The 22,036-nt window shown below is 48.2% G+C and carries 14 protein-coding genes; 7 read left to right on the top strand and 7 right to left on the bottom strand.

Features of this window, described 5'->3' with window-relative positions:
- Positions 1-295: 295 nt before the first annotated feature.
- The gene (locus tag EPD17_RS12930; RefSeq protein ID WP_114234420.1) at positions 296-1,456 is read left to right on the top strand and encodes a sigma-54-dependent transcriptional regulator; all 1,161 of its coding nucleotides are present in this window, start codon (positions 296-298) and stop codon (positions 1,454-1,456) included.
- A 94-nt stretch (positions 1,457-1,550) separates the two neighbouring features.
- On the opposite strand, the gene EPD17_RS12925 is transcribed toward EPD17_RS12930, so the two are convergent.
- The 3 genes from EPD17_RS12925 to EPD17_RS12915 all read right to left on the bottom strand — a co-directional run bounded on the left by EPD17_RS12925 (position 1,551) and on the right by EPD17_RS12915 (position 5,417).
- Positions 1,551-3,122, bottom strand: a complete 1,572-nt coding sequence (locus EPD17_RS12925) for an OstA-like protein (protein WP_132054811.1) — start codon at positions 3,120-3,122, stop codon at positions 1,551-1,553.
- Positions 3,122-4,129, bottom strand: coding sequence for an MlaD family protein (locus tag EPD17_RS12920; protein ID WP_114233914.1), 1,008 nt, complete (start codon positions 4,127-4,129; stop codon positions 3,122-3,124). Before EPD17_RS12920 ends, EPD17_RS12925 begins: the two co-directional genes overlap by 1 nt.
- Before the next feature lie 289 nt (positions 4,130-4,418).
- Complete coding sequence (locus EPD17_RS12915; protein WP_114233915.1) at positions 4,419-5,417, bottom strand: N-acetylmuramoyl-L-alanine amidase family protein; 999 nt, start codon at positions 5,415-5,417, stop codon at positions 4,419-4,421.
- 229 nt (positions 5,418-5,646) lie between these two features.
- Here EPD17_RS12915 and EPD17_RS12910 point away from each other — a divergent pair, with 229 nt between their 5' ends.
- Positions 5,647-8,220 carry a putative LPS assembly protein LptD gene (locus EPD17_RS12910; RefSeq protein ID WP_132054809.1) on the top strand — a complete coding sequence of 858 codons (2,574 nt, stop codon included), beginning with the start codon at positions 5,647-5,649 and terminating at the stop codon, positions 8,218-8,220.
- A gap of 278 nt (positions 8,221-8,498) precedes the next feature.
- Here the strand turns inward: EPD17_RS12910 and EPD17_RS12905 are convergent, their stop codons facing one another.
- Together EPD17_RS12905 and ung are read right to left on the bottom strand one after the other, a co-directional pair.
- Positions 8,499-9,236, bottom strand: coding sequence for a lysophospholipid acyltransferase family protein (locus EPD17_RS12905; protein ID WP_132054807.1), 738 nt, complete (start codon positions 9,234-9,236; stop codon positions 8,499-8,501).
- A 9-nt stretch (positions 9,237-9,245) separates the two neighbouring features.
- The gene (gene ung, locus EPD17_RS12900) at positions 9,246-9,923 is read right to left on the bottom strand and encodes a uracil-DNA glycosylase (protein ID WP_114233918.1); all 678 of its coding nucleotides are present in this window, start codon (positions 9,921-9,923) and stop codon (positions 9,246-9,248) included.
- A 391-nt stretch (positions 9,924-10,314) separates the two neighbouring features.
- Here ung and EPD17_RS12895 point away from each other — a divergent pair, with 391 nt between their 5' ends.
- From EPD17_RS12895 to EPD17_RS12880, 4 genes are all read left to right on the top strand, one after another.
- A complete protein-coding gene (locus EPD17_RS12895) occupies positions 10,315-13,167 on the top strand; it encodes a glycosyl hydrolase (RefSeq protein WP_132054805.1) in 2,853 nt (950 codons plus the stop codon).
- A gap of 80 nt (positions 13,168-13,247) precedes the next feature.
- Positions 13,248-14,198: a glycoside hydrolase family 43 protein gene (locus EPD17_RS12890; RefSeq protein WP_132054803.1), complete on the top strand. Its 951-nt coding sequence runs from the start codon at positions 13,248-13,250 to the stop codon at positions 14,196-14,198.
- Between the two features lie 26 nt (positions 14,199-14,224).
- Entirely contained in the window at positions 14,225-15,010 is a 786-nt protein-coding gene (locus tag EPD17_RS12885) for a rhamnogalacturonan acetylesterase (protein WP_132054801.1), read from the top strand.
- A 38-nt stretch (positions 15,011-15,048) separates the two neighbouring features.
- Positions 15,049-16,191: a glycoside hydrolase family 88/105 protein gene (locus tag EPD17_RS12880; RefSeq protein ID WP_132054799.1), complete on the top strand. Its 1,143-nt coding sequence runs from the start codon at positions 15,049-15,051 to the stop codon at positions 16,189-16,191.
- Between the two features lie 62 nt (positions 16,192-16,253).
- Here EPD17_RS12880 and EPD17_RS12875 read toward each other — a convergent pair whose 3' ends face one another.
- Together EPD17_RS12875 and EPD17_RS12870 are read right to left on the bottom strand one after the other, a co-directional pair.
- Positions 16,254-16,991 (bottom strand): GLPGLI family protein, encoded by a 738-nt coding sequence (locus tag EPD17_RS12875; protein ID WP_132054797.1) that lies wholly within the window; start codon positions 16,989-16,991, stop codon positions 16,254-16,256.
- Positions 16,992-17,093: 102 nt separating this feature from the next.
- Positions 17,094-19,838, bottom strand: coding sequence for a TonB-dependent receptor (locus EPD17_RS12870; RefSeq protein ID WP_132054795.1), 2,745 nt, complete (start codon positions 19,836-19,838; stop codon positions 17,094-17,096).
- 209 nt (positions 19,839-20,047) lie between these two features.
- Here EPD17_RS12870 and glgB point away from each other — a divergent pair, with 209 nt between their 5' ends.
- A complete protein-coding gene (gene glgB / locus EPD17_RS12865) occupies positions 20,048-22,027 on the top strand; it encodes a 1,4-alpha-glucan branching protein GlgB (protein WP_165929606.1) in 1,980 nt (659 codons plus the stop codon).
- Positions 22,028-22,036: the final 9 nt, after the last annotated feature.

Raw genomic sequence — 22,036 nt, 5'->3', positions numbered from 1 at the left:
TTGGATTTTACACGAGGCTGGATTTCTATCCGGCCTTTATTTTTTTATTCTTCTTACCCGTACACCGCCTGTTAGAGTATATATTAATTCCGCCTCCGGCACCAGCACACCAAACACATTTTTATTTCGTTTTGAATTCGACACCATCCACTGGATTAAAACTGGTGAGATGCAAGCGAACAACATTTCTAGCAGAAAATAATTGCTGAAGTGGCTTGTCATTTGGTTTGCAGCTAAACTTAAAAACGCTTGCCCCGGAACGCTTACTTTTGCCCTCCAAATCACCTTTGTACCGATGCCCACGCTACTCATTATTGACGACGAAAAAGCCATCCGCAAAACGCTGAACGAGATTCTTTCTTTTGAAGGCTACACCATCGACGAAGCCGGCGATGGAGAAGAAGGCCTGCAGAAATTTAAGGCAAAAACTTACGACGTAGTGTTGTGTGATATCAAGATGCCGAAGATTGACGGCCTTGAGTTTTTGCAAAAAGCGGTAGAGATCAATGCAGATGTTCCCATCATCATGATCTCGGGACATGGCAATATCGAAACGGCCGTAGAAGCGGTGAAAAAAGGCGCTTACGATTTTATTCAAAAGCCGCCCGATCTCAACCGCATGCTCATTACCATCCGCAATGCGCAGGAACGCAAATCGCTGGTCAGCGAAACAAAAGTGCTGCGGCGGCGGGTAACAAAAGTGCAGGAAATGATCGGCGATTCGCCGGGCATCAAAAAGATCAAAGACACGATTGAGAAAGTAGCACCCACCGATGCCCGGATTTTGGTGACCGGTGAAAACGGCGTGGGTAAAGAATTAGTGGCGCGTTGGATTCATGAAAAAAGCAACCGAGCCGACGGTCCACTGGTGGAGGTAAACTGTGCCGCCATTCCCAGTGAGCTCATTGAAAGCGAATTGTTTGGCCACGAAAAAGGCTCCTTTACTTCGGCCATCAAGCAACGCATTGGCAAATTTGAACAAGCTAATGGCGGTACGCTTTTCCTCGATGAAATTGGCGACATGAGTTTGAGCGCCCAGGCCAAAGTGCTGCGGGCATTACAGGAAGGAAAAATTACCCGTGTGGGTGGCGATAAAGAAATTCCGGTGGATGTGCGGGTAGTGGCCGCGACCAACAAAGACCTGATGAAAGAGGTGGAAGGAAAAGCATTCCGGCTCGACTTGTATCACCGCCTGAGTGTGATCCTGATTCATGTGCCATCGCTCAACGAACGGCGCGATGATATTCCGCTCTTGGTATCGCGTTTCCTCGATGATATTTGTGGTGATTATGGCATGCCGAAAAAGAGCATTTCTGACGAAGCATTAAAAGCTTTACATCAATACAACTGGACCGGCAACATCCGCGAACTGCGTAATGTTGTCGAACGCCTGGTGATTCTTTCTGGTAAAACTATTTCAAGGGAAGATGTGAAGAGTTATGTGTTTCCGAAGTAGATTGTGAAATGACGAATTATTAGTTATGAATGATGAATTGATTGCAGCTACTTTACCTGCATTAATAATTTATCATTCATAATTAATAATTGGGTCAGAATCCAAACAGCTCGTACTTTGTTTTCGGCCGCCGCGTTTCCAGCCAGCGGAAATTTTCCAGCCGCATTTCTGCCGGCGACTTTTGCTGAATCGGCCACAAGGTTCCATCCACGTCACTACGGAAAACCACTTTATTCAGGTCGCCTTTTTTAAAGTACACATCCATTATTTCCGACTTCGACTGGTTGATGCCCGTGTAGGCACTGTCATCGTCCTGCATATAATAAATTGATTGCGCCTGCCCGCGGGCCCGCACCGAATCAATCACGCCTTCAATAAAATAGGAGTCCATGCGCCGCGAACTGACCTGGTTGTAATAGCCCGGTTCTACCTGTTTTACTAAAAACGAATTGTTGAACACATGCACTTTTTCAGCCTGTTTGTTCCGGGTAAATAGGTGAATGGTATCGCCGGTGATCTGGCTGCCTTGGCTCCACACAATCGGGTTTTGAAACAGCTTAAAAGTGGAATCGCGGAAATTGTAAAAAAGGCTATCGCTAACTGCCTGCACCGAATCGGTAAAAATGCGCACATTGCGGAATGCTTCGAAATAGCGGTTGGTGCTGTCGCCGGCTTTCAATGTATCGAAACGGTTCAGCGAATCATGCAGCCTTGTAAGATCGGAAAGGCGTGCCGAGAACAGCGTATCGGCGGTGATGTAAATCGAATCCTTTTCCTGCTTTACAATCATCAATGGCTTTTCGGTAGCCAGGAACGCTTCTGTTTTTTTGTTGACAAAGATTTCATTTGCCAGGATCGAAAGTCCTTTTGCTGTGTCCTTCAATACACCACGACCCCGGATCTGAACCACGCCGGCCGCATCGTCGTTGGCAATCTGGTCGCCGGTTACGGTAAGTGCGCCATCTTCAATAGTAGTGCGTTGTGTAAAATTGGCGTTGCCACCGCGCAGGTCGTAAAAACCTTCGGTGGTGCGGATCACCCGGCCGCTGGAATCTTTAATAAATGTGGGCGAAATAAAACGGGTGGTTTGCAAACCTGTGTTGTACAAAAGCGAATCGGCTTTCAGATCATAAGCCGGGTCTTTGAGCACTACATTTTTCTTAAAATAAACATCCCGCGTATCGGCAAAATAGGTTCCTTCACGGCTGGTGAGCACCGACTTTTTATTGACCAGTTTTCCGCCGTTGCGATAATCGCCAATGCGGGTGTTCATGTCGTAATCGAGTTCGGCCGTGGTAAGTGTTGCCTGTCCATCAGACATGCGCACCGCACCCCTGAAATACGCAATACGCCGGTCGATGAGGTAGCGTAAAGTATTGGAATAAATGTGCGCCGTATCGCTGTCGTTGATATGCACCCGGCCATATGCTTCAAATACGTTTGCCGCTTGGTTGATGACACAGCTATCGCAATCAAACAAAACAGTGCCTTGACGCAACTTTACATTGCCCGACAAAATCTGCAGTGTTTGCCCGCCCGGCGTTTTTTTTAGCGCCAGTTTCCTTGCTTCGATAATTTGCACCAGCCGTGCCGTGTCACCTGCAGGCAACTGGGCGCTACACCAAAAAGAAAGGAGTAAGAAAAAAGGGGTAAGAAATCGGTTCATCAATCGCCTTCGGTTATAATCACCGTGTCTTTAGCTGAAGGCGAAGTTAGCGGCTCGGCCCCTTTGCGGCCACCGAACAAGGAAATATTAACGTAGCGTTTCGGATGCACCCGCACATCGTCCAGTAGGATTTCCAGGCTCAGTGCCGACTTCTGCAATTGGTTGTACAATTGCTGGTCGTTGAGCAACCGGCCCACAGTGCCGTTGGGGTTATTTACGTTGGCGTCCAAAGCAGTGATGGTATTTTTCAACTGGTCAACTGTTGCCTGCAAACCGGCAATGGTTTGCTTGATGGGCGCATTGGCCAGGTTGGCAGTGGTGAGTTCGATATTGCGGATGGAAGAAGTGATCTGCTCGTTGTTGCGGGCAAGGTTGCCGGTAACATTATTGAGGTTGCCCACTGCCTGCGATACCAACCCGCTTTCTGCATTGAGCAGACGCTGCAGGTGTGCCGATGATACCGCCAGGCTTGCGATCATGTCCTGCAGGTTGTGGTTGGTGTTGGGGTCAAAAATCTGGTTTACCGAACCCAATACCATTTTAAGTGAATCGGCTACATCATTTACCCGGGTGATGGTGGGCGTCAGCTGTGTTTTCAGATCGGCAATGATGCCGCCGCTCAAACTGGTGTTGAGTGTATCGCCGGGTTGCAGGTAAGTATTGGATGGCCCTTTTTCAATTTTGATATAAGAAGCTCCTACCAGCGAAGCATCAATAAAAGCAACCGAATTGTCGGGGATGGCTACATCACGGTTGAGGTGAATTTCTACAATAATGCCGTCCACTTCTTTATTGGTTGGGGTAAAGTTGTACACCGTTCCAATAGGGAGGCCATTGATTTTTACAACGTTTGATTTTTCGAGTGAACCAAGGTCTTTGAACACTGCATACAACGCAGGCTGTTTATTAAAAACTTTTGCACCTTTTAAAAAATTAAAACCCAACACCAGCAGCACAATAGCAACTACGGCAAGTATGCCAACCTTGGTTTCGTTATTGATCTTCATGAACTTTATATTTTTCCTGCGGCAGGAACCAATTGAAGCTTCAAAAATAGCAACAATTTCATCGATGCTTTTTCCATTTTATTCCCACCTTGTTCAGGTGGGTAAAAAACCATACCACAGGGGATTTCGGATTGACGATTTCGGATTTCGGATTTCATTCTGGCGGGAAGGTCTTTGTAAAACTTAGCTCGCAATTTGCACCGAAGGCAATCGTAAATCGTCAATCCCAAATCGTCAATAAAAAAGCCCCTTGCGGGGCTTCTAAGCGATCGTTTAAGGAAGGCAAGAACTACCGGACGGTTTGCCGGCGGCGTTCCTGCGCATCAATGCTGTTCAAAAATGCTTCGGCGTCTTTTTGTTTTTGCACGCCAGTGGTCAAACCTTGCTGAGCAGAGATTTGGTTTTTCTCCAGCCAGCCCATATAATTTTTTACTGCACTGGTAATGCAATTGGCAATTTCTTCCTGCCCTTTATCGGAGTTCAGGTAATCTTCTTCAGCGCGGTTGGTGATGTATCCGGTTTCCACCAGCACACTAGGCATGGCCGTAGCCTGTAGCACCCAAATACCCACCTGGCGCTGGCGCTGTCCGCGGCTCACACGGCCCACTTTGGCAAATTCTTCTTCCACCAAGCCGGCCAACGTAGCACTGCGCTTAAAGAACTGTTTGGTCTTTAAGAGGGACAGTGCGATAAAATCAGCAGAGTTTACATCCACGTCGCCGTAGTTCTGCTGGAAATTTTCTTCGGCAAGCATGGGTGCATTTTCACGCATTGCAATTTCCTTGTCTTCATTTTTATGTGCACCCCAAATGTATGTTTCGGTGCCTTTAGCAGGGTTGGGGGTAGAGTAGTAGCGGTATTGCGGCACCTGGCGGGTAACTTTTTTACGCTTCTTGCCTTTACCTACATAGCTCACCACGGTTTTGTTGCCGGTAAATTCTTTGTGCTGCACCGGGGGCGCCGCATTTACGTGGATAGAAATAAACAGGTCGCCTTTGTTTTGATTGGCCATGCGTGCACGGGTATGCAACTCGGGGTACGAGTCGTCGGTGCGGGTAAACAGCAATTTTACATCGGGTGCTGTGCGTGCCAGTTGTTCGCCCAGGCGTGTGGCCACACCCAAGCAAATATCTTTCTCATAGGAAAATGCACCGCGGGCACCTACGTCTTTGCCGCCGTGGCCTGCATCAATAATAATGGTGCGCAGAACTTTTGGTTTTTCCTGGAAAGAAAACAACAATGTGCCCACTAAAAAAAGGGAAACCAGTGCAAGCGTTTTCTTTAGCATAGAGGATTATTTATTTATCTGTTAACAGTATGCTCTATCGGTGTGTAACCACCTAATCAGTTACTTTTGTTGCCGGCTTATGACGGGACTGCACAAATTTACATTTAAAATTTTCTCCTCGGCTCTTCTTCTATTGGCAGCCATTTGTTTCTTAACGCAAACAGGGCATGCCCGTAATATTATTGCCGGTAAATTTGAGGGCAGTTTAACAGTTTGGCAACGTGACACGGTGCCGGTTAAAAAGGCCACCGATACATTACGGAAAATTACAGACAGTACGCGGGCCGTGCGGGATAGTGTGCCCACTACAGATACATTTTCGCTGAAGCTGTCAAAAGATACGTTGAGCGGACCGGTTAATTACAAGGCGCAGGATAGCGCCGTGATCCTGATGCAGGAGAAAAAAATCATCCTGTATGGTAAAACCGAAACCAAGTATCAGGATGTAAACCTGCAGGCGCCAACGGTTATTTTGGACCAGGGCACCAACATCCTTACCGCCATTGCCGACCGCGACAGCCTGGGCGAAATAGCGACCAGGGCTCGTTTTGAACAGGGCGAAAACAAATTCCAGTCGGATACGATCCAGTTTAATTTTAAAACGCAGCGCGGCATTACCCGCAACACCTTTACCCAACAAGGCGAAATGTGGGTGCAGGGCGAAAAGATTAAAAAAGTAGATTCCGCAACGGTGTTTGTCAGTGGCGGCCGCCTCACCACCTGTTCGTTCGATGATCCGCATTTTGCCTTTCGCACCAACAAGCTGAAGGTGGTGAATAATAAAATCGCGGTAACCGGTCCCACGCATCCCGAGTTTGAAGGTATTCCGATTCCCATCTATTTGCCGTTTGGCTTTTTCCCCATGAGCCAGGGCCGCCATTCCGGTTTTTTGCCGCCCACCTTTGCCACCAACGAAGCGTTTGGCCTGGGCCTCGAAGGGTTGGGTTATTATAAAGTATTGAATGAATATCTAGATGTTACCTTCCGTGGTAACATTTATTCCTACGGTGGTTGGAACGCCGTGTTGACGCCCACTTATCGTAAAAGATACCGGTATAACGGTTCGATGAACATCAGCGTGCAACGCACCAAAATCGCATTTAAAGGGGACCCGGACTACAACCTGACCAAATCCTTTATGGTTAACTGGAACCATACGGTGGACGGGAAAGCAAGACCGGGGACAACTTTTTCTGCTAACGTAAATGTTGGCTCTACAAGATTCAACCGTTTTTTGCCTAATAATCCAAGAGCCAATTTCAACAACAACCTTTCCTCTTCTATTGCCTATTCGAAAATGTGGGCGGGCAAACCTTATAACCTGACGCTGAGTGCCAACCACAACCAGAACAACAACACGAGGTTAATGTCATTTACATTGCCTGATGCTAGTTTTACTGTAAATACTTTGTACCCATTTCAACGGAAAGAGGCAGTTGGTGCCAAACGCTGGTACGAAAACCTGGGCATTGGTTATAATGGCGTAGCACGCAACCAACTTAATTTTTACGACTCTGCTTTCACCAGCATCACCCGCCTGCTTGATACCATGCAATGGGGCGCACAACACCGTTTTCCAATCACCATGTCGCTGCCCGCTGTTGGGCCCATCATTTTTTCACCGGGTATTTCGTACCAACAGGTGTGGTTGCAAAACAAGTATGACCGTAAATGGAATGATGTAACTAAGCGGGTTGATAATAACCGGCAAAAAGGTTTGTACGTCGATCACGAAGTTTCGTTCAGTATGAGCGCCAGTACAAACATTTTTGGTACGCTTCGTTTTCAAAGGTCGCGGGTGCAGGCAATACGCCACGTCATCCGGCCCCAGGTAAGTTTCAACTACCGTCCCGATCTGTCGGCCGGTAATTATCAAAATGTGCGGTTGGATAGCGCTGGCAAAGTATGGGACCGTATTTCGGCATATGAAGGCAACCTGTTTCCGGGCTTTAGCGAAGGTCGTTTTGGCGGCATTTCGTTTGGTGTAGATAATAACTTGGAAATGAAATGGCGTTCGAAAAAAGACACCGGCGACAACGCTATTAAAAAAATTCGCCTGATCGATGGATTTGGTTTTACCAGCGGTTACAACTTTTTACGCGACACACAACGCCTAGAACCATTCAACCTTTCGCTGCGCAGTACCCTGCTCGAAAAGATCAACATCACTGCCAGCGGGCAGTTGATTCCATACAAGCTTGATTCGTTTGGTCGCCGCACCAACGACTATGCATGGGCCAACGGTTTCAACCTCGGTACCTTGCAATACGCCAGCCTTGCGGTGAGCACTTCTTTTCAAAGCAAATCGAAAGACGGAAAAGAAGCACCAACGCAAACCACTCCGGGCGATGAATTGCTGATGCCCGGCCAGCGCCGGATAACGGATCCAACGCTGATGGGCGACCAGCAAATGCTGCTCGATTATATGCGGCGCAACCCTGCTGAGTTCGTGGATTTTAATATTCAATGGCAACTATCGCTTTCGCTTTCGGTAAATATGACGCGGCGGCGCAGGGCCGATTTCTCCGGCTTTGAAAACGATGTGAATGCCAACGTTTCGTTCAACAACAGTTTTAACCTTACACCAAAGTGGAACTTCAGCACCAATGGTTATTATGATTTCCAAACCATGAAGCTCCAGACCTTTTCCATGTCCATTAGCCGCGACATGCACTGCTGGCAGATGTCGATACAGGTAACGCCTGTTGGCCCATGGCGGTCGTTTTCTTTCACCATCAATCCCAAAGCGTCATTGCTGCAGGATTTAAAAGTAAACCGGAGCAGGACGTTTTCGAACTTTTAGAATTGCGAGATAATAATTGTTGCGAACACAAAATGAGGATTCGTGTTTACTATCGGTGAAGTCGGTTCTTCCGGTCATTGCGAGGCGCAGCAGATGTTTTGTAATTGAGTAATTGTAAGCGCCGAAGCAATCTTCTGCTACATTTTGAGTTTATTTCACTACGATCATAAAGAGTTTCATTATCAAATAGGAGATTGCTTCGGCGCAGGAACTTTATCAGGATATAAAGCCGCCGCCGCGCCTCGCAATGACGAATACCGCTTAATGATTACCCGCCGTCACTTCCTATTCGCCACATAATAATCCCGCATCACGGCAAACGCTTCCTCTTTCAATTCACCCGCGGTTTTATCAGCCACGTTTATCGGTGCCAAGAAATGCATCTCTACTTTGTGTGGCCAGATGTAAAACATCTTGTTGCGCGGCATCACTTTTCCTGTATTAAAAATAACTGTGGGGATAATATCCTTGCCCGATTCAACGGCCAGCCGGAATGCGCCATCATGAAATTTCTGTAGCGGCTCTTTTCCATTGTTGCGGGTGCCCTCCGGGTAAATGCACATATGTAGTCCCATTTGCAACACTTGGTGCATGGCCACATAGCTTTGCTTGCGGCTTTGCTCACTCTTGCGGTCCACCAGCACCGAGCCACCACGGTAAATGGTTCCAAACACCGGGATGCTGGCCATTTCCACTTTTGCAATCGTTTTATTGGGACCAGGGATGCCCGGGGAAGAAAGCGGCACATCCATAAATGAATTGTGGTTGCAGATCACCACGTAGTTTTCGCCTTTTTTAAAATGGTGGCGGCCAACAAAACGGCGACGGATACCCGAAAGCACGAAGAACACATTCATCCACGGGTTAAACACACGGAACACATTTTTGGTACGGCGTGGTTCGGGTTGTTTGGAAATGATCCACACCGGGATCAGCACCAGCAATAGGGTAACTACAAACACCAGCAGGGTCCACAGCGCAAACACCCTGCCCAGGATATTCTTCAACCAGTTCATGCAGCAAAGTTACAGCGCCCAGTCGATGGGATCGATGCCATGTTGCATCAGGTAATGATTGGCTTTGGAAAAATGGCGGTTGCCAAAAAAGCCGCTGTTGGCAGAAAGGGGTGAAGGGTGCGCCGATTTCAGCAGGTAATGTTTTTTGCCGTCAATGAGTTCGGCTTTTTGCTGTGCAAATTTGCCCCACAACATGAACACGACATGCTCTTTGCCTTCCGACACTTTCTGTATCACCGCATTGGTAAATTTTTCCCAGCCAATTTTGCTGTGGCTCATAGGTTCGTTGGCTCGAACCGTGAGGGATGCATTAAGCAGCAGCACCCCTTGCCGTGCCCATTTTTCTAAATACCCATGATTGGGAATGGGCATACCTACATCTTCGTGCAGCTCTTTAAAAATGTTGATCAGCGATGGGGGCGGCGCCACGCCGGGCTGCACTGAAAAGGAAAGACCATGCGCCTGCTTTGGATTGTGGTAGGGATCTTGTCCCAGTATCACCACTTTTACCATATCAAATGGTGTGGTCTCAAATGCATGAAAAATATTAGGTCCCGCTGGATAAATGGTTTTACCCTGTGCCTTTTCCGTTTTCAGGTGTTCAATGATTTGTTTGAAATACGGCTTGTTGAATTCATCCTGCAACACAGCTTTCCAGGACTCTTCTATTTTGACTTGTGTGGCCATATGGGTTTGGGGTTTGACTGGCTCAAAAGTATTGAAACGGGAAGTAGCGCTGCATTTGTTTCAACAAATTCTGCACCATGTGGAGTTTACAGTTGTGACGATGCAGTCAATTGCGGGCTGTTTTAATTAAATTAGCCAACTAAGCATCGGCAGCGATGCATTTACCTAAAACAATGCTTGCCCACCATATGAACCAACCCACTACTTTGCGGACCGCCACTGGCGCCGCAATAATCTCATTTTTTTATAAATACATTGCCGGTAATGACGCAGCCTTAAATCTACGTTCCATTGATGCGTCATTGAAGCACTTTGCTGTGGGGGAGTGTAGATTTATAATATCCCCGGATAATCTTACCGAGTCGAGTTTCCACAACCAAACGCACTGCGCATGCTATTAAAAAAGTGTTTCTTTTCTGTTGCATGCATGCTGGCAGCAACTGTCCATGCGCAGGTGGAGTGGCCAGCAATTACGCAACAATCAAAACCCTGGGCCCGGTGGTGGTGGCAGGGCAGCGCCGTTGACCGGGCAGGCTTGGAAAAGAACATGAAGGATTATGCCGCGGTGGGTCTTGGCGGACTGGAGATTACGCCGATTTATGGCGCGCAAGGTGCCGAACAACAGTTTATTCCATTTTTGTCGAACCAGTGGATGGAGATGTTGCAGGCCACACTGGCAACGGCAAAGAACTTAGGGCTCAGTATTGATGTGGCGAACGGAACCGGTTGGCCTTTTGGTGGGCCCACCATTAAGGACAGCCATGCCAGCAAAACACTTTTTCACAAAACCTGGCAGTTGAATGGTGTCGAAAAAGTAGGAGAGCCGGTCACATTTGCGCAGCAAAGTTTTGTACGTACTGCCAACAACCAAAAGGTAATTGCAGATACAATTCTACAGGACATTGCGCAAAATAAAGACCTGCAGGCACTGGCACTCGACCAGGTACAGTTTAGCAAAACATTGCGGCCTTTTTTGCTGATGGCTTACCCCGAAAAAGGCCAGCCGGTTGATGTTACCAGTAAAGTAGATGCAAATGGTAATCTTGTCTGGACTGCGCCTGCCGCCAAATGGCAATTAGTTGGTTTGTATGAGGGTCTGCATGGAAAAATGGTAGAACGTGCGGCACCGGGTGGTGAAGGATATGCTATAGATCATTTTTCCGCCGCAGCTTTGGATCATTACCTGAGCCGCTTTGACACTGCATTTGCCGGCCGCGATCTAAGTGGCATTCGTGCATTTTTTAATGACTCGTATGAAGTGGATGATGCTCGTGGACAAAGTAATTGGACGCCCAATTTTCTAGCTGCTTTCCGCCAGCGCCGCGGTTACGACCTGGCGCAACACCTTCCGGCTTTGCTGCAACAGGATGCAACTGACAAAAACCGCAGGGTGCTGTACGACTACCGGGCAACCATAGACGAAATGATCCTCAAACATTTTACTAAAAGGTGGAAAGGGTGGGGCAGTAAACACGGTAAATCGATCCGCAATCAAAGTCATGGTTCGCCTGCCAACCTGCTCGACCTGTATGCCGCCATTGATATTCCCGAAACGGAAGGGTCCGATATTTTGCGATTCAAGTTTGCCACTTCGGCGGCGAATGTCACAGGTAAAAAACTTGCTTCCGCCGAAGCTGCCACCTGGCTCAATGAGCACTTCCTGTCGGGCTGGGGCGATGTGAAAAAGGCGCTGGATCTTTTTATGCTGGCTGGTGTCAACCATATTTTTTACCATGGTGTTAATTATTCGCCGCCCGAAGCCGCCTGGCCCGGTTGGCTGTTTTATGCAGCCGTACATTTCAACCAGGCCAACCCGCAATGGAAAGATTTTGGTGCGCTGAACGAGTATGTGGCGCGGTGCCAGTCGTTTTTGCAAATGGGCAATGCGGCCAACGATGTGCTCCTATATTTTCCGTTGCCCGACCGGTACATGGAACCGGGGAAAGAATTGCTGCAACATTTCGACGGGTTGGAAAAAAACTTCGAAGGATCGCATTTTGAGCATGCAGCCAAGCGGATGCAGGAAGCCGGCAATCTATTTGATTTTATTTCTGACCGGCAACTCGCAGCAACAAGTTTTCAGAATGGAATCAAGACAAGCGGCATCCATACATACAAAACCATTTTGCTGCCCGCAAATAAATATATTTCCGACACGACTTTTCAACATTTGGTGCAACTAACAAAGCAAGGCGCCACTATTTTGTTGTATAAGAATGCACCGGAGGATGTGCCCGGTTTTTATCAATTGGAACAACGCAGAAAATTGTTACAAACTGCACTCAGCCAATTGAAATTTGCTCAAGCAGATGGTGCCGGTGTTCGTGCGGCTTTTGTTGGAAAGGGTAAATTCCTGATGGCCGATGACCTCGATGCGCTGCTTGCATCGAGCGGTGTTGAAAAGGAGGGGGCAGCAAGCAGGGGCATCAAACTGCATCGGCGGAACTATGATGGCGGTAGCATTTATTTTTTGCGCAACGATTCAACTAAAGCTTTTGATGGCTGGTTAACCTTGCAGATACCCGGAGCTACAACAAGGTCGGTCGCCTTGTTTAACCCGATGACGGGGCAAAAAGGTTTGGCCGAAACACGGAAAGGCGACGCTGGTGCCATGCAGGTCTATGTACAATTAAAGCGTTACGAAACATGTATTGTGCAAACATTCGGCAGCGAACAAAAAAGCGAACATTTTCCTTATCGTTTTGCCACAGGCCAGCCACAGGAAATAATCGGAACCTGGCGCATTAGTTTTGAAACAGGCGGGCCGGAATTGCCGCAAGCAGTGATGAAGCAAACCCTTAGTTCATGGGCGCATTGGGGCGATAGTGCAACTACCAATTTTTCAGGTACAGCCCGTTATGTTATTGATTTTCCAAAACCACCCACCGCTTCAAAAACATGGTGGCTCGACCTGGGCCAAGTTGATGAAACCGCCGAAGTGTTTTTAAATGGAACAAGACTGGCCACACTCATTGGTCCGCAATATGGTGTGGAAATAGCTGCGGCACAACTGCAACCCATCAATAAACTGGAAGTGCTGGTGTCGAACCTAATGGCGAATCGCATTCGATACATGGACCGGCAGGGGCTGCAATGGAAAAAATTCTATAACATCAACATGTCGGCAAAGAACCGGGGCAACTTGAAAAACGGGGTGTTTGACGCCAGCCATTGGGAACCGCAATCATCGGGATTATTAGGCCCAGTGACGCTTACACCAACCACTGGAGCATTCCCGAAATAGTAAATGCGAACGGTTCGATTATACTGTGCACCGGCACTGATTTGCAAAACAAAAAACATCGTAAATTCTAAATCATACGAATGAGATCATTTGCTTTTGTTTTTTTCTTTTTAGCAGCCCTAAGTTTCAGTGCGGCTGCGCAAAACGACGATAGCGTTTACCTGTTTAGCTATTTTAAAGGCAATGGCGACGGACTGCACTATGCGTATAGCAAAGATGGCTTTAAATGGAAGGCGATGCTCAACGACAGCATTGTACTGAAACCTGCTGTGGGGGTGGATAAACTGATGCGTGACCCGTGCATCATTCGCGGTGGTGATGGTACATTCCACATGGTGTGGACGGTTAGCTGGAATGAGCGGGGCATTGGATATGCCCGCTCCACCGACTTGGTAAACTGGAGCACCCAGCAATACCTGCCCGTGATGGAGCATGAACCGGGTGCACGCAACAGTTGGGCACCTGAGCTGACTTATGATGCACGCAGCGGGCAGTATTATATCTATTGGGCAACCACCATTGATGGCCGTTTTCCGCAAAACGATACTGCAGCCGAAAGCAAGTACAATCACCGCATGTATTACACATCTACCAAAGATTTTAAAACACTGGAGCCAACAAAACTTTTGTGGGATCCAGGCTTCAACATTATCGACCTATCCATTGTGCCTAACGGCGATGGTTACGTGTTGTTTCTAAAAAATGAAACACGGGCTCCGGAAGAAAAAAACCTCCAGGTTTCGTTTGCTTCCGAAATTACCGGTCCTTTTACCACACCGTCAGAGCCAATACACGGAAAGTACTGGGCCGAAGGTCCATCTGCCGTGCAGATTGGCGGGCAGTGGTTAGTGTATTTTGATAAATACCGGGACCATAAATACGGCGCTGTAACGTCGTCCGACTTGCGAAACTGGACCGATGTCTCGGACCGTTTGCAAATGCCGAAGGGTATGCGGCATGGTACTGTGTTTACTGTTTCTGCAGCCGAGTTTGCCCGCATGCAAAAAGCTTTTAGAAAAAAGAAAAAATGATTGCTTAACGCATTTGATGAACCAATATGAAAAAGCAATTGCTGACATATGCCTGTTTGTTGTTGCTCGTAGTTGTTACAGCTTTTGCTGTTGCACCAAAAAAGCCGGTGCTGTATATCATCGGCGACTCAACGGTGCGCAATGGCGATGGCACCGGCAGCAACAACCAATGGGGTTGGGGTTCGTTTGTGCACCTGCATTTTGATACAACTAAAATCGAGATACAAAATCATGCGATCGGCGGCCGCAGCAGCCGCACTTTTCAAACCGAAGGCCGTTGGGAAAGGATAATGGCCACTTTGCAACAGGGCGATTATGTGCTGATGCAGTTTGGCCACAACGATGCGGGACCCATTGACGACACTGCAAGGGCAAGAGGCGTGTTGCGTGGAATTGGCGCGGAATCGAAGGAAATATGGAACCCGATCACGAAGAAAAATGAAGTGGTGTACACATTCGGACATTACCTCAGGAAGTTTGTAGCGGATGCAAAAAGCAAAGGTGCGCATCCAATTGTTTGTGCACAAATTCCGCGCAACAGGTGGCAGAACGGGCGGATTGAACGATCGGACAGCACCTGGTCGCTGTGGGCGGAACAAGTGGCGAAAGCCGAAGGCGTTCCATTCATTGACCTGAACGACCTGGTTGCTGAACGCTACGAGGATATTGGCAGCGATAACGTATTAAAACTATTTGCGCCGGACCTTACCCATACACTTCGCGAAGGTGCCATGATGAATGCTCAAATCCTGGCTGACGCCATCAGGCAGCAAAAGCCTTCCGGTTTACACCAATTTTTAAAAAGCAGGTGAGCATGGCTGTTAGTTTACTTAAATAATATTGTTTGCTTATGCAGTTACCAAAACGATTGTTTGCCAAAATATTCTTTGTTTTACTGCTAGCTATTTCAGCTGTAGAAATGCAGGCGCAAAAGCTGCCACCCAAAAAGGAAACTCTGGAAGCCATGCGCAGGGCCAATGCCTATTTTATGCAGAAATGGCCTGACGCCGGCAAAAGCATTATTACCAATAAAGAACGGCCGTCCAATATTTGGACCCGCGCCGTTTATTACGAAGGGTTGATGGCGCTGAACGCCATCGATGCACAAAAGGAATACACCGACTACGCTTTGCAATGGGGCCAAAAACACCGTTGGAGCTTGCGCAGCGGCCCAAGCACCCGCAATGCCGACGACCAGTGCTGCGGCCAAACCTACCTCGACCTGTATGCGATGGATGCACAACCCGAACGCATTCGTGATATCAAGGCCAGTATTGATGCTATGGTAGCAAGCGAAAAAAGCGACGATTGGAACTGGATCGACGCATTGCAAATGGCCATGCCGGTGTTTGTGCGGCTCGGCGTTTTATATAACGACACGGTTTTCTTCCGAAAAATGTACGACTTGTATGCCCACACCAAATACCGTGAAGGCGGCAACGGATTGTTTAATAAGCGGGACGGACTTTGGTGGCGCGATAAAGATTTTGTGCCGCCTTACAAAGAACCAAACGGCGCCGATTGTTATTGGAGCCGCGGCAATGGCTGGGTGGTTACTGCATTGGTGCGCACTTTAGAGATGTTGCCCAAAACGGACCCGCATTACAACGAATACCTGGACGATTACAAAACGATGTGCGCTGCACTCATCAAGCTGCAAAGGCCCGATGGATTTTGGAATGTAAGCCTGCATGATCCAACGCATTTTGGCGGAAAGGAAACAACCGGTACTGCGCTGTTCACCTATGGTTTTGCCTGGGGCGTAAACAATGGTATATTATCGGCCCGCATCTACCAACCTGTCATTGCCAAAGCATGGAATGGAATGCTGCAACATTCGCTTCAATCGAATGGATTTTTGGGCTGGGTGCAGGGCACCGGCAAGGAACCAAAAGACGGTCAGCCCGTAACTGCCAGCTCCATGCCCGATTTTGAAGACTATGGACTGGGCTGCTTTTTGCTGGCTGGTTCCGAGGTGTACCGGATGCAGTAGTTTGTAGACAAAAAAAGCCGAATGCATTAGCTGCATCCGGCTCAAAAAAAATGCAATGGAATCTAAATAATAAAATTGATCACCATTTTTTCGCCTTCCTTTCCCCAGTTTTTCAACACCCTTTGTAATTGTTGCTGCAATGTTGCCTTGGTTACTTTCTTTCCTTTGCCTGCCGGTGCTTTCACCTGGCTCATGTTCACTCCATTCACTTCCACTTTTGTAGCAAACCAGGTGGTATGCAGGCGTGGGATGCTCAAGCCAAGAATTAAACCAGGTAGGCCATGCACACTTTCGGGGCCGGCGGGCATCATCAATTCGTCGGCATAAAATGCAAACACGCCGATCGTATCATTCATGATACCGATTGCCTTGCGGCACTCAAAACCGGCAATGGTTCGGGTATCGGCTGTTAACTTCCATTGAATGCGGCTCAGGCTGTCTTCCACAATAAATGTTTCTTCAAAAACCGGCTTCTGACTGGTACTTAAGCCACTGCTAAAATTGGTGTACACCGTGTTCTTGGTATCGGCAAGGTCGAAAGCGCCGCGGCGGGTTTTATTCACTTCACGTCCGGGCCGAAACAAGGATTGCCCCGAATCTGCTATCAGGTCGAAGTACCGGAGTTGTATAGGCTCTGTTTTATCCTTGGTCCATTCAAACCATTCGGGGTCAATTTCTTTAATGAGTTGGTGCACATAAGTTGTTTTTTCATACTCCACTTTTACGGTTTGAAAAAAAGGTTGTTGTGCTTTTGTAGCAAGACATATAATAATGCATGCAAAAAGAGTGATCGTTTTCATTTCGTTTAAATTTTTATAAGCCGATTGAAGTTTTGTTGCATAAACTTTCACGGCTTGAAATGATCTGGGATATATTTTTACGACGCTGCTTCACCATCCGGTTTAATTGCCTGGTGTTTTATTCAACGTGTACTCCAGTTTCAGCATCACGTAGCGTGCTACGCGGTCGTAGCGCTGGTCGGTAATGGCGTAGCTGTTGATGGTGCGCTGAAAGCCGCGGTTCTGGTCCAGTATATCGTTTGCCTGCAAAATGATCTTTGCTTTTTTGTCTTTAAAAAACGAGCGGGCCAACGATGCGTTCCAGTAAATGATATTGGTGTTTTGGGCAAAGCCGTCCAGCTTTTGCCGCAGGTCGAAATTGCATTCGGACCGCAATTCCAGTTTACCTGGCAACATCAGCATACCATCAATATTGCCACCATAAGTGTAATAGTTTACTTTCTGATCGGGGCGGAGCGAGTTATTACTCCAGTTGTAGCCAACTTCCGGCGACAGGTAGATCATGTATTTATCGGTTGCCTGGTAGCGCAATCCAAAGCCGCCGATTACATTTCGATAATCGGTGCGGTTGGTAAATCCATTCACGAAGTTGTTGTTGCGGCCACCGTTACCGTTGGTGCGTAGCGAATAGATCCAACGCTTTTCACCTTCGCCTAAATTCCATTCCAGATAGTAATAGTAGTTGTGGTTGCCCGAGATATTCACCGGCTGTATCAGGCTGCGCCCTTTATCATCTACAGTCACGCGGTTGGTTATCGCATTTTGCATAAAGTTCACGCCCACATTTGCCCAGATGCCGCGCTGCTTCAGCATTTTGTAAGAGTTGTAAAAACCGCTGATGTTGTGATTAAAACCAACTTTCAGGTCGGGGTTGCCCACAAATACGTTGAGCGGATCGCTGTTGTTGCGCAGTGGCTGCAATTGGTTGAGCGATGGCTGCCTTGTGTTGCCGCGGTAGTTGAAAGACAGCGTGGACTGTGCTTTTGGCGAATAGCGGAACGCAGCCTGTGGGGTAAAGTTTAGGAAATGATACAAACGCTTATCACGGTTGTCGAGGTTCAGCAAGTCCAATGTTGTGTTGGAAATTCCGGAACCCACCGAAATATTCATCTTCTTCGACATGTACCGCGCAATAAGGCTGCCGCTGTGTGATTGCACATCCATTTCAAAATTGTTGGAAAATAGCGGGTTCAGGTTTTCGTATTTGCCATTGGTGCTTTTGTCGAATGTATTAAACCGGCTGTTCGCGGTATTCAGGTTGTAGCCATAGTCTGCAATCACCGAAAGATGTTCGGTAATGGGCTCCTTGTAAGTAACCTTCCCGCCCAGTGTGGTGCTGTTGCCCACATTGGTTTTTTGCTGGTCGATGGTCTCTACTTCATCTAGCAGCCCGCTTTTGTAAAACCGGTTGGTGGCTTTTAAATAATTGGTGTGATCGTCGCCAACAAATCCATGCCGTAAAACGGCCATGAGTAACCGATCTTTTTTCTTAAACTTTTGGTTATAGGTAAGTACGTTCGACATTTGCTGCCGCGTGGCATCGGTTAGGTTGGTGCGGTCGCTTTGGTTCACCGGTGCCCGCTCCTCCGAAAGCGATTCGCTGTAGGTCACGTTGTCAGATATGTTCGTTTTAAGCGATGCTCCGGACACAAACTTGATCGACCGCAAAGAATCGAGTTTCCATTCGTATTTAAAGTTTGCCGTGTGCTGCCGCACCATTACATCGGAGTTGGTGTATTGGTTGGTAAAAAACGAGGTGTCGGGTAAAATGGTTTGCGCAAGGGTTGAAGCCCTGTTCACGGTGGCCAGTTGGTTAAACAGGTACGACCCGTTTACGGCATGCTTGTCCTCGTTCCATTTATTAATGAACAATGCACCGGCAGTGTATGCCGTGGGCAAGCCGCGCAGGTTCCAGTTATCAAATTCGCCGCTTTCGCCAAACGAGTAGTAAAAGCCGCTGATTTCGTCGTATTCATAGTCGTTTTCAATGCCCAGTCGTTGCCGGTCTTGCCAGCCCAGGCTACCTGTGGAAGTATTGCTGCGGGTACCGAAGGCCGAAAATTTCTTTTTACCCACAAACCGGTTGTACAGCAGCTTTGCATCGTGCAGGCGGTTAAAGTTGGAGCCCAATTCGGCTTTGCCAAATGCGCCTTTCTTGCTGTCTTCTTTCAGCTTAATGTTTACCGTTTTCCCTTCGGAGCCCGATGTCATTCCGGTGATTTGCTGTTGTTCAGTTTTATTGTCAAATACCTGCACCTTGTCCACCGCTTTAGCTGCAATGTTTTGTGTAGCCATAGTGGGGTCGTTGCCAAAAAACTCCTCGCCATCCACCAGCACTTTTTGCACCCGCTGGCCTTGCGCCGTTATTTCGCCTTTGCTGTTTACCTGGAAACCCGGTAGCTTTTTCAGAAGTTCTTCCACGGTTGCGCCTTTCCGCACCACAAACGAGTCGGCCACAAATTCAGTGGTATCGCCTTTAATGCGAATGGCGCCGGCACTGCGCACCACCACCTCCTGAAGCAGTTTGCTTTTTAGCGTTAGCGCAATCGTCCCCATTTCCACCGCACCGCTTTCTTTCACCGTAACGTCTTCAACAAAATCGGCGAAGCGGGGAAAGGAAACAAGGATTTTGTAAGCACCGGGCTTTGCGTTGCGGATGGCAAAAGCACCATCGGTACCCGTTCGGGTAAACTGGTGCAAAACGCTGTCGGTGCCAACCAGGGCCACCACCGCGTTGCGGAGCGGTTTGTTTTCGATGGTGTCGCGAACGGTACCGCGAATAGAGGTTTGGGCATTGGCTGTACCTATGACAGCCATGCAGAAAAAGAGCAGCAGGTATTTACTCATTGTGCAGGTTTCGTTGGTGCCGATGGTGTGCCGGCTATTGGTTTTGGAAGCTTATTAAAACAAATAAAAAGATTATAAGATGCAGGAATTGTTAATTTCCATAAGTGGTTTTACCTTCCCCGGAATGGGCCCCGGCGTATGGTTTGAAATAGGTTGATGCTGGCCGGGATTTTTATACACCTTTTGTACGATTACCAAATACAACAACCATGACGGGCAATAAAGCAGCAGCACCGGGCGGCACAAATGCAGGGCGCTTTGAAGACCAGAATTTTGTGAACACCGCACTTCCGGTTTGGAACTACTCGCTGCTGTACGACGATGATGTGCAGACTTTCCAGGCAGGTACCAACTACCAGTTGTATAAAAAGTTTGGCTCCAAACGCCTGACAGTGCTGGAAAAGGAGGGTTATTACTTTTGCGTGTGGGCGCCCAACGCCACAGAGGTTTCGGTAATCGGCAACTTCAACGACTGGAACCCGGCAGCACACCTGCTGCATCCGCGCTGGGATAAAAGCGGTATCTGGGAAGGTTTTATTCCGGGTGTGCCCAAAGGCGAATTGTACAAATACCACATTATCGGCTACCAGGGCCGCATTACCCAAAAAGGCGACCCGCTGGCCAATTATTGGGAACTGCGCCCCAATACGGCCACCATCACTTGGGAGTTTGATTATGAATGGCGCGATGCCGAATGGATGGATAGCCGTAAAAAACACAACGCACTGGATGCACCATGGAGTGTTTATGAAGTGCACCTGGCCAGCTGGATGCGCCCCGATGCTGGCAACGAAGAATCGTATAACGACTACCATTACCTGGCCGACCGGTTGGTGCCGTATGTAAAAGAAATGGGCTACACCCATGTGGAGTTTATGCCCGTGATGGAATACCCGTTTGACGGCAGCTGGGGTTACCAGCTCACCGGGTATTTTGCACCCACGTCCCGCTTTGGTCAACCCGAAGGTTTGATGCACCTCATAGACAGCTTTCACCAGGCGGGCATTGGCGTTATTCTCGATTGGGTGCCCTCGCATTTCCCTGCCGATGCACATGGCTTGTACATGTTCGATGGGACACATACCTATGAGTACGCCGATATGCGCAAGGGCTTTCACCCGGATTGGAATTCTTACATCTTCAATTATAAAAGGGGAGAGGTTAAATCGTTTTTAATTTCCAATGCACGGTTTTGGTTCGACCTGTTTCACATTGATGGCATGCGTGTAGATGCCGTATCGAGTATGTTGAAGCTGGATTACAGCCGCAGCCATGGCCAGTGGGAGCCAAACGAATATGGCGGTAACGGCAACCTTGAAGCCATTGCGTTTATTAAAGACCTTAATGAAACGATTTACCGCGATTTTCCCGACGTGCAAACCATTGCTGAAGAAGCAACTGATTGGCCGGGTGTATCGCAACCCACGTTTACCGGCGGCCTTGGGTTTGGCATGAAATGGATGATGGGCTGGATGCACGACACACTGGACTATTTCAAGTTTCACCCCTACCACCGCGAACACCACCAAAATAAGTTTTCGTTCTCGATGATGTATTTCTTCGACGAAAATTTTATGCTGCCGCTCAGCCACGACGAAGTGGTGCATGGCAAAAGCCCGATGATCTTTAAAATGCCGGGCGACGACTGGCAAAAATTTGCCAACCTGCGGGCCCTCTACACTTACATGTGGACACACCCTGGCGGAAGGCTGCTGTTTATGGGCAACGAGTTTGGCCAAACCAGCGAATGGAATTACAAAAGCGAGTTGCAATGGCACCTCTTGAAATATGCATCGCATGAAGGGCTGCGGCAATGCGTAGCCGACTTGAACGCAGTACTGCGGGCACAGCCTGCGTTGTACCAGAACCAATTCAATGTGCAAGGTTTTGAATGGATTGACCTGAACCACCGCAGCGATTGTGTGCTGGTGTACCGTCGCAAAGGCCTCTTGCCCGAAGATGACCTCCTGATTGTGCTGAACCTGAAGCCGGAAGTGCGGTGGAACTGGCCCATTGAACTAACCGGCCATACTTACAAAGAGGAGTTATTTAACTCCGACGCTGCAAAATATTGGGGCTCGGGCAACGTTTACAATACCGACATACAAACAGAGCTGCTGGATGAGGAGGAAGACCGCTACCGCATCAGGGTGCATTTGCCGCCGCTGGCCGGCATCATCCTCAGGTAAAACACTTAT

Origin of the sequence: Pseudocnuella soli, assembly GCF_004347775.1 — a bacterium.
GTDB classification, from domain to species: domain Bacteria; phylum Bacteroidota; class Bacteroidia; order Chitinophagales; family Chitinophagaceae; genus Flavisolibacter; species Flavisolibacter aquaticus.
Note: the sequence above shows the minus strand (reverse complement) of the source record. Positions and strands in the feature narration are given on the sequence as shown.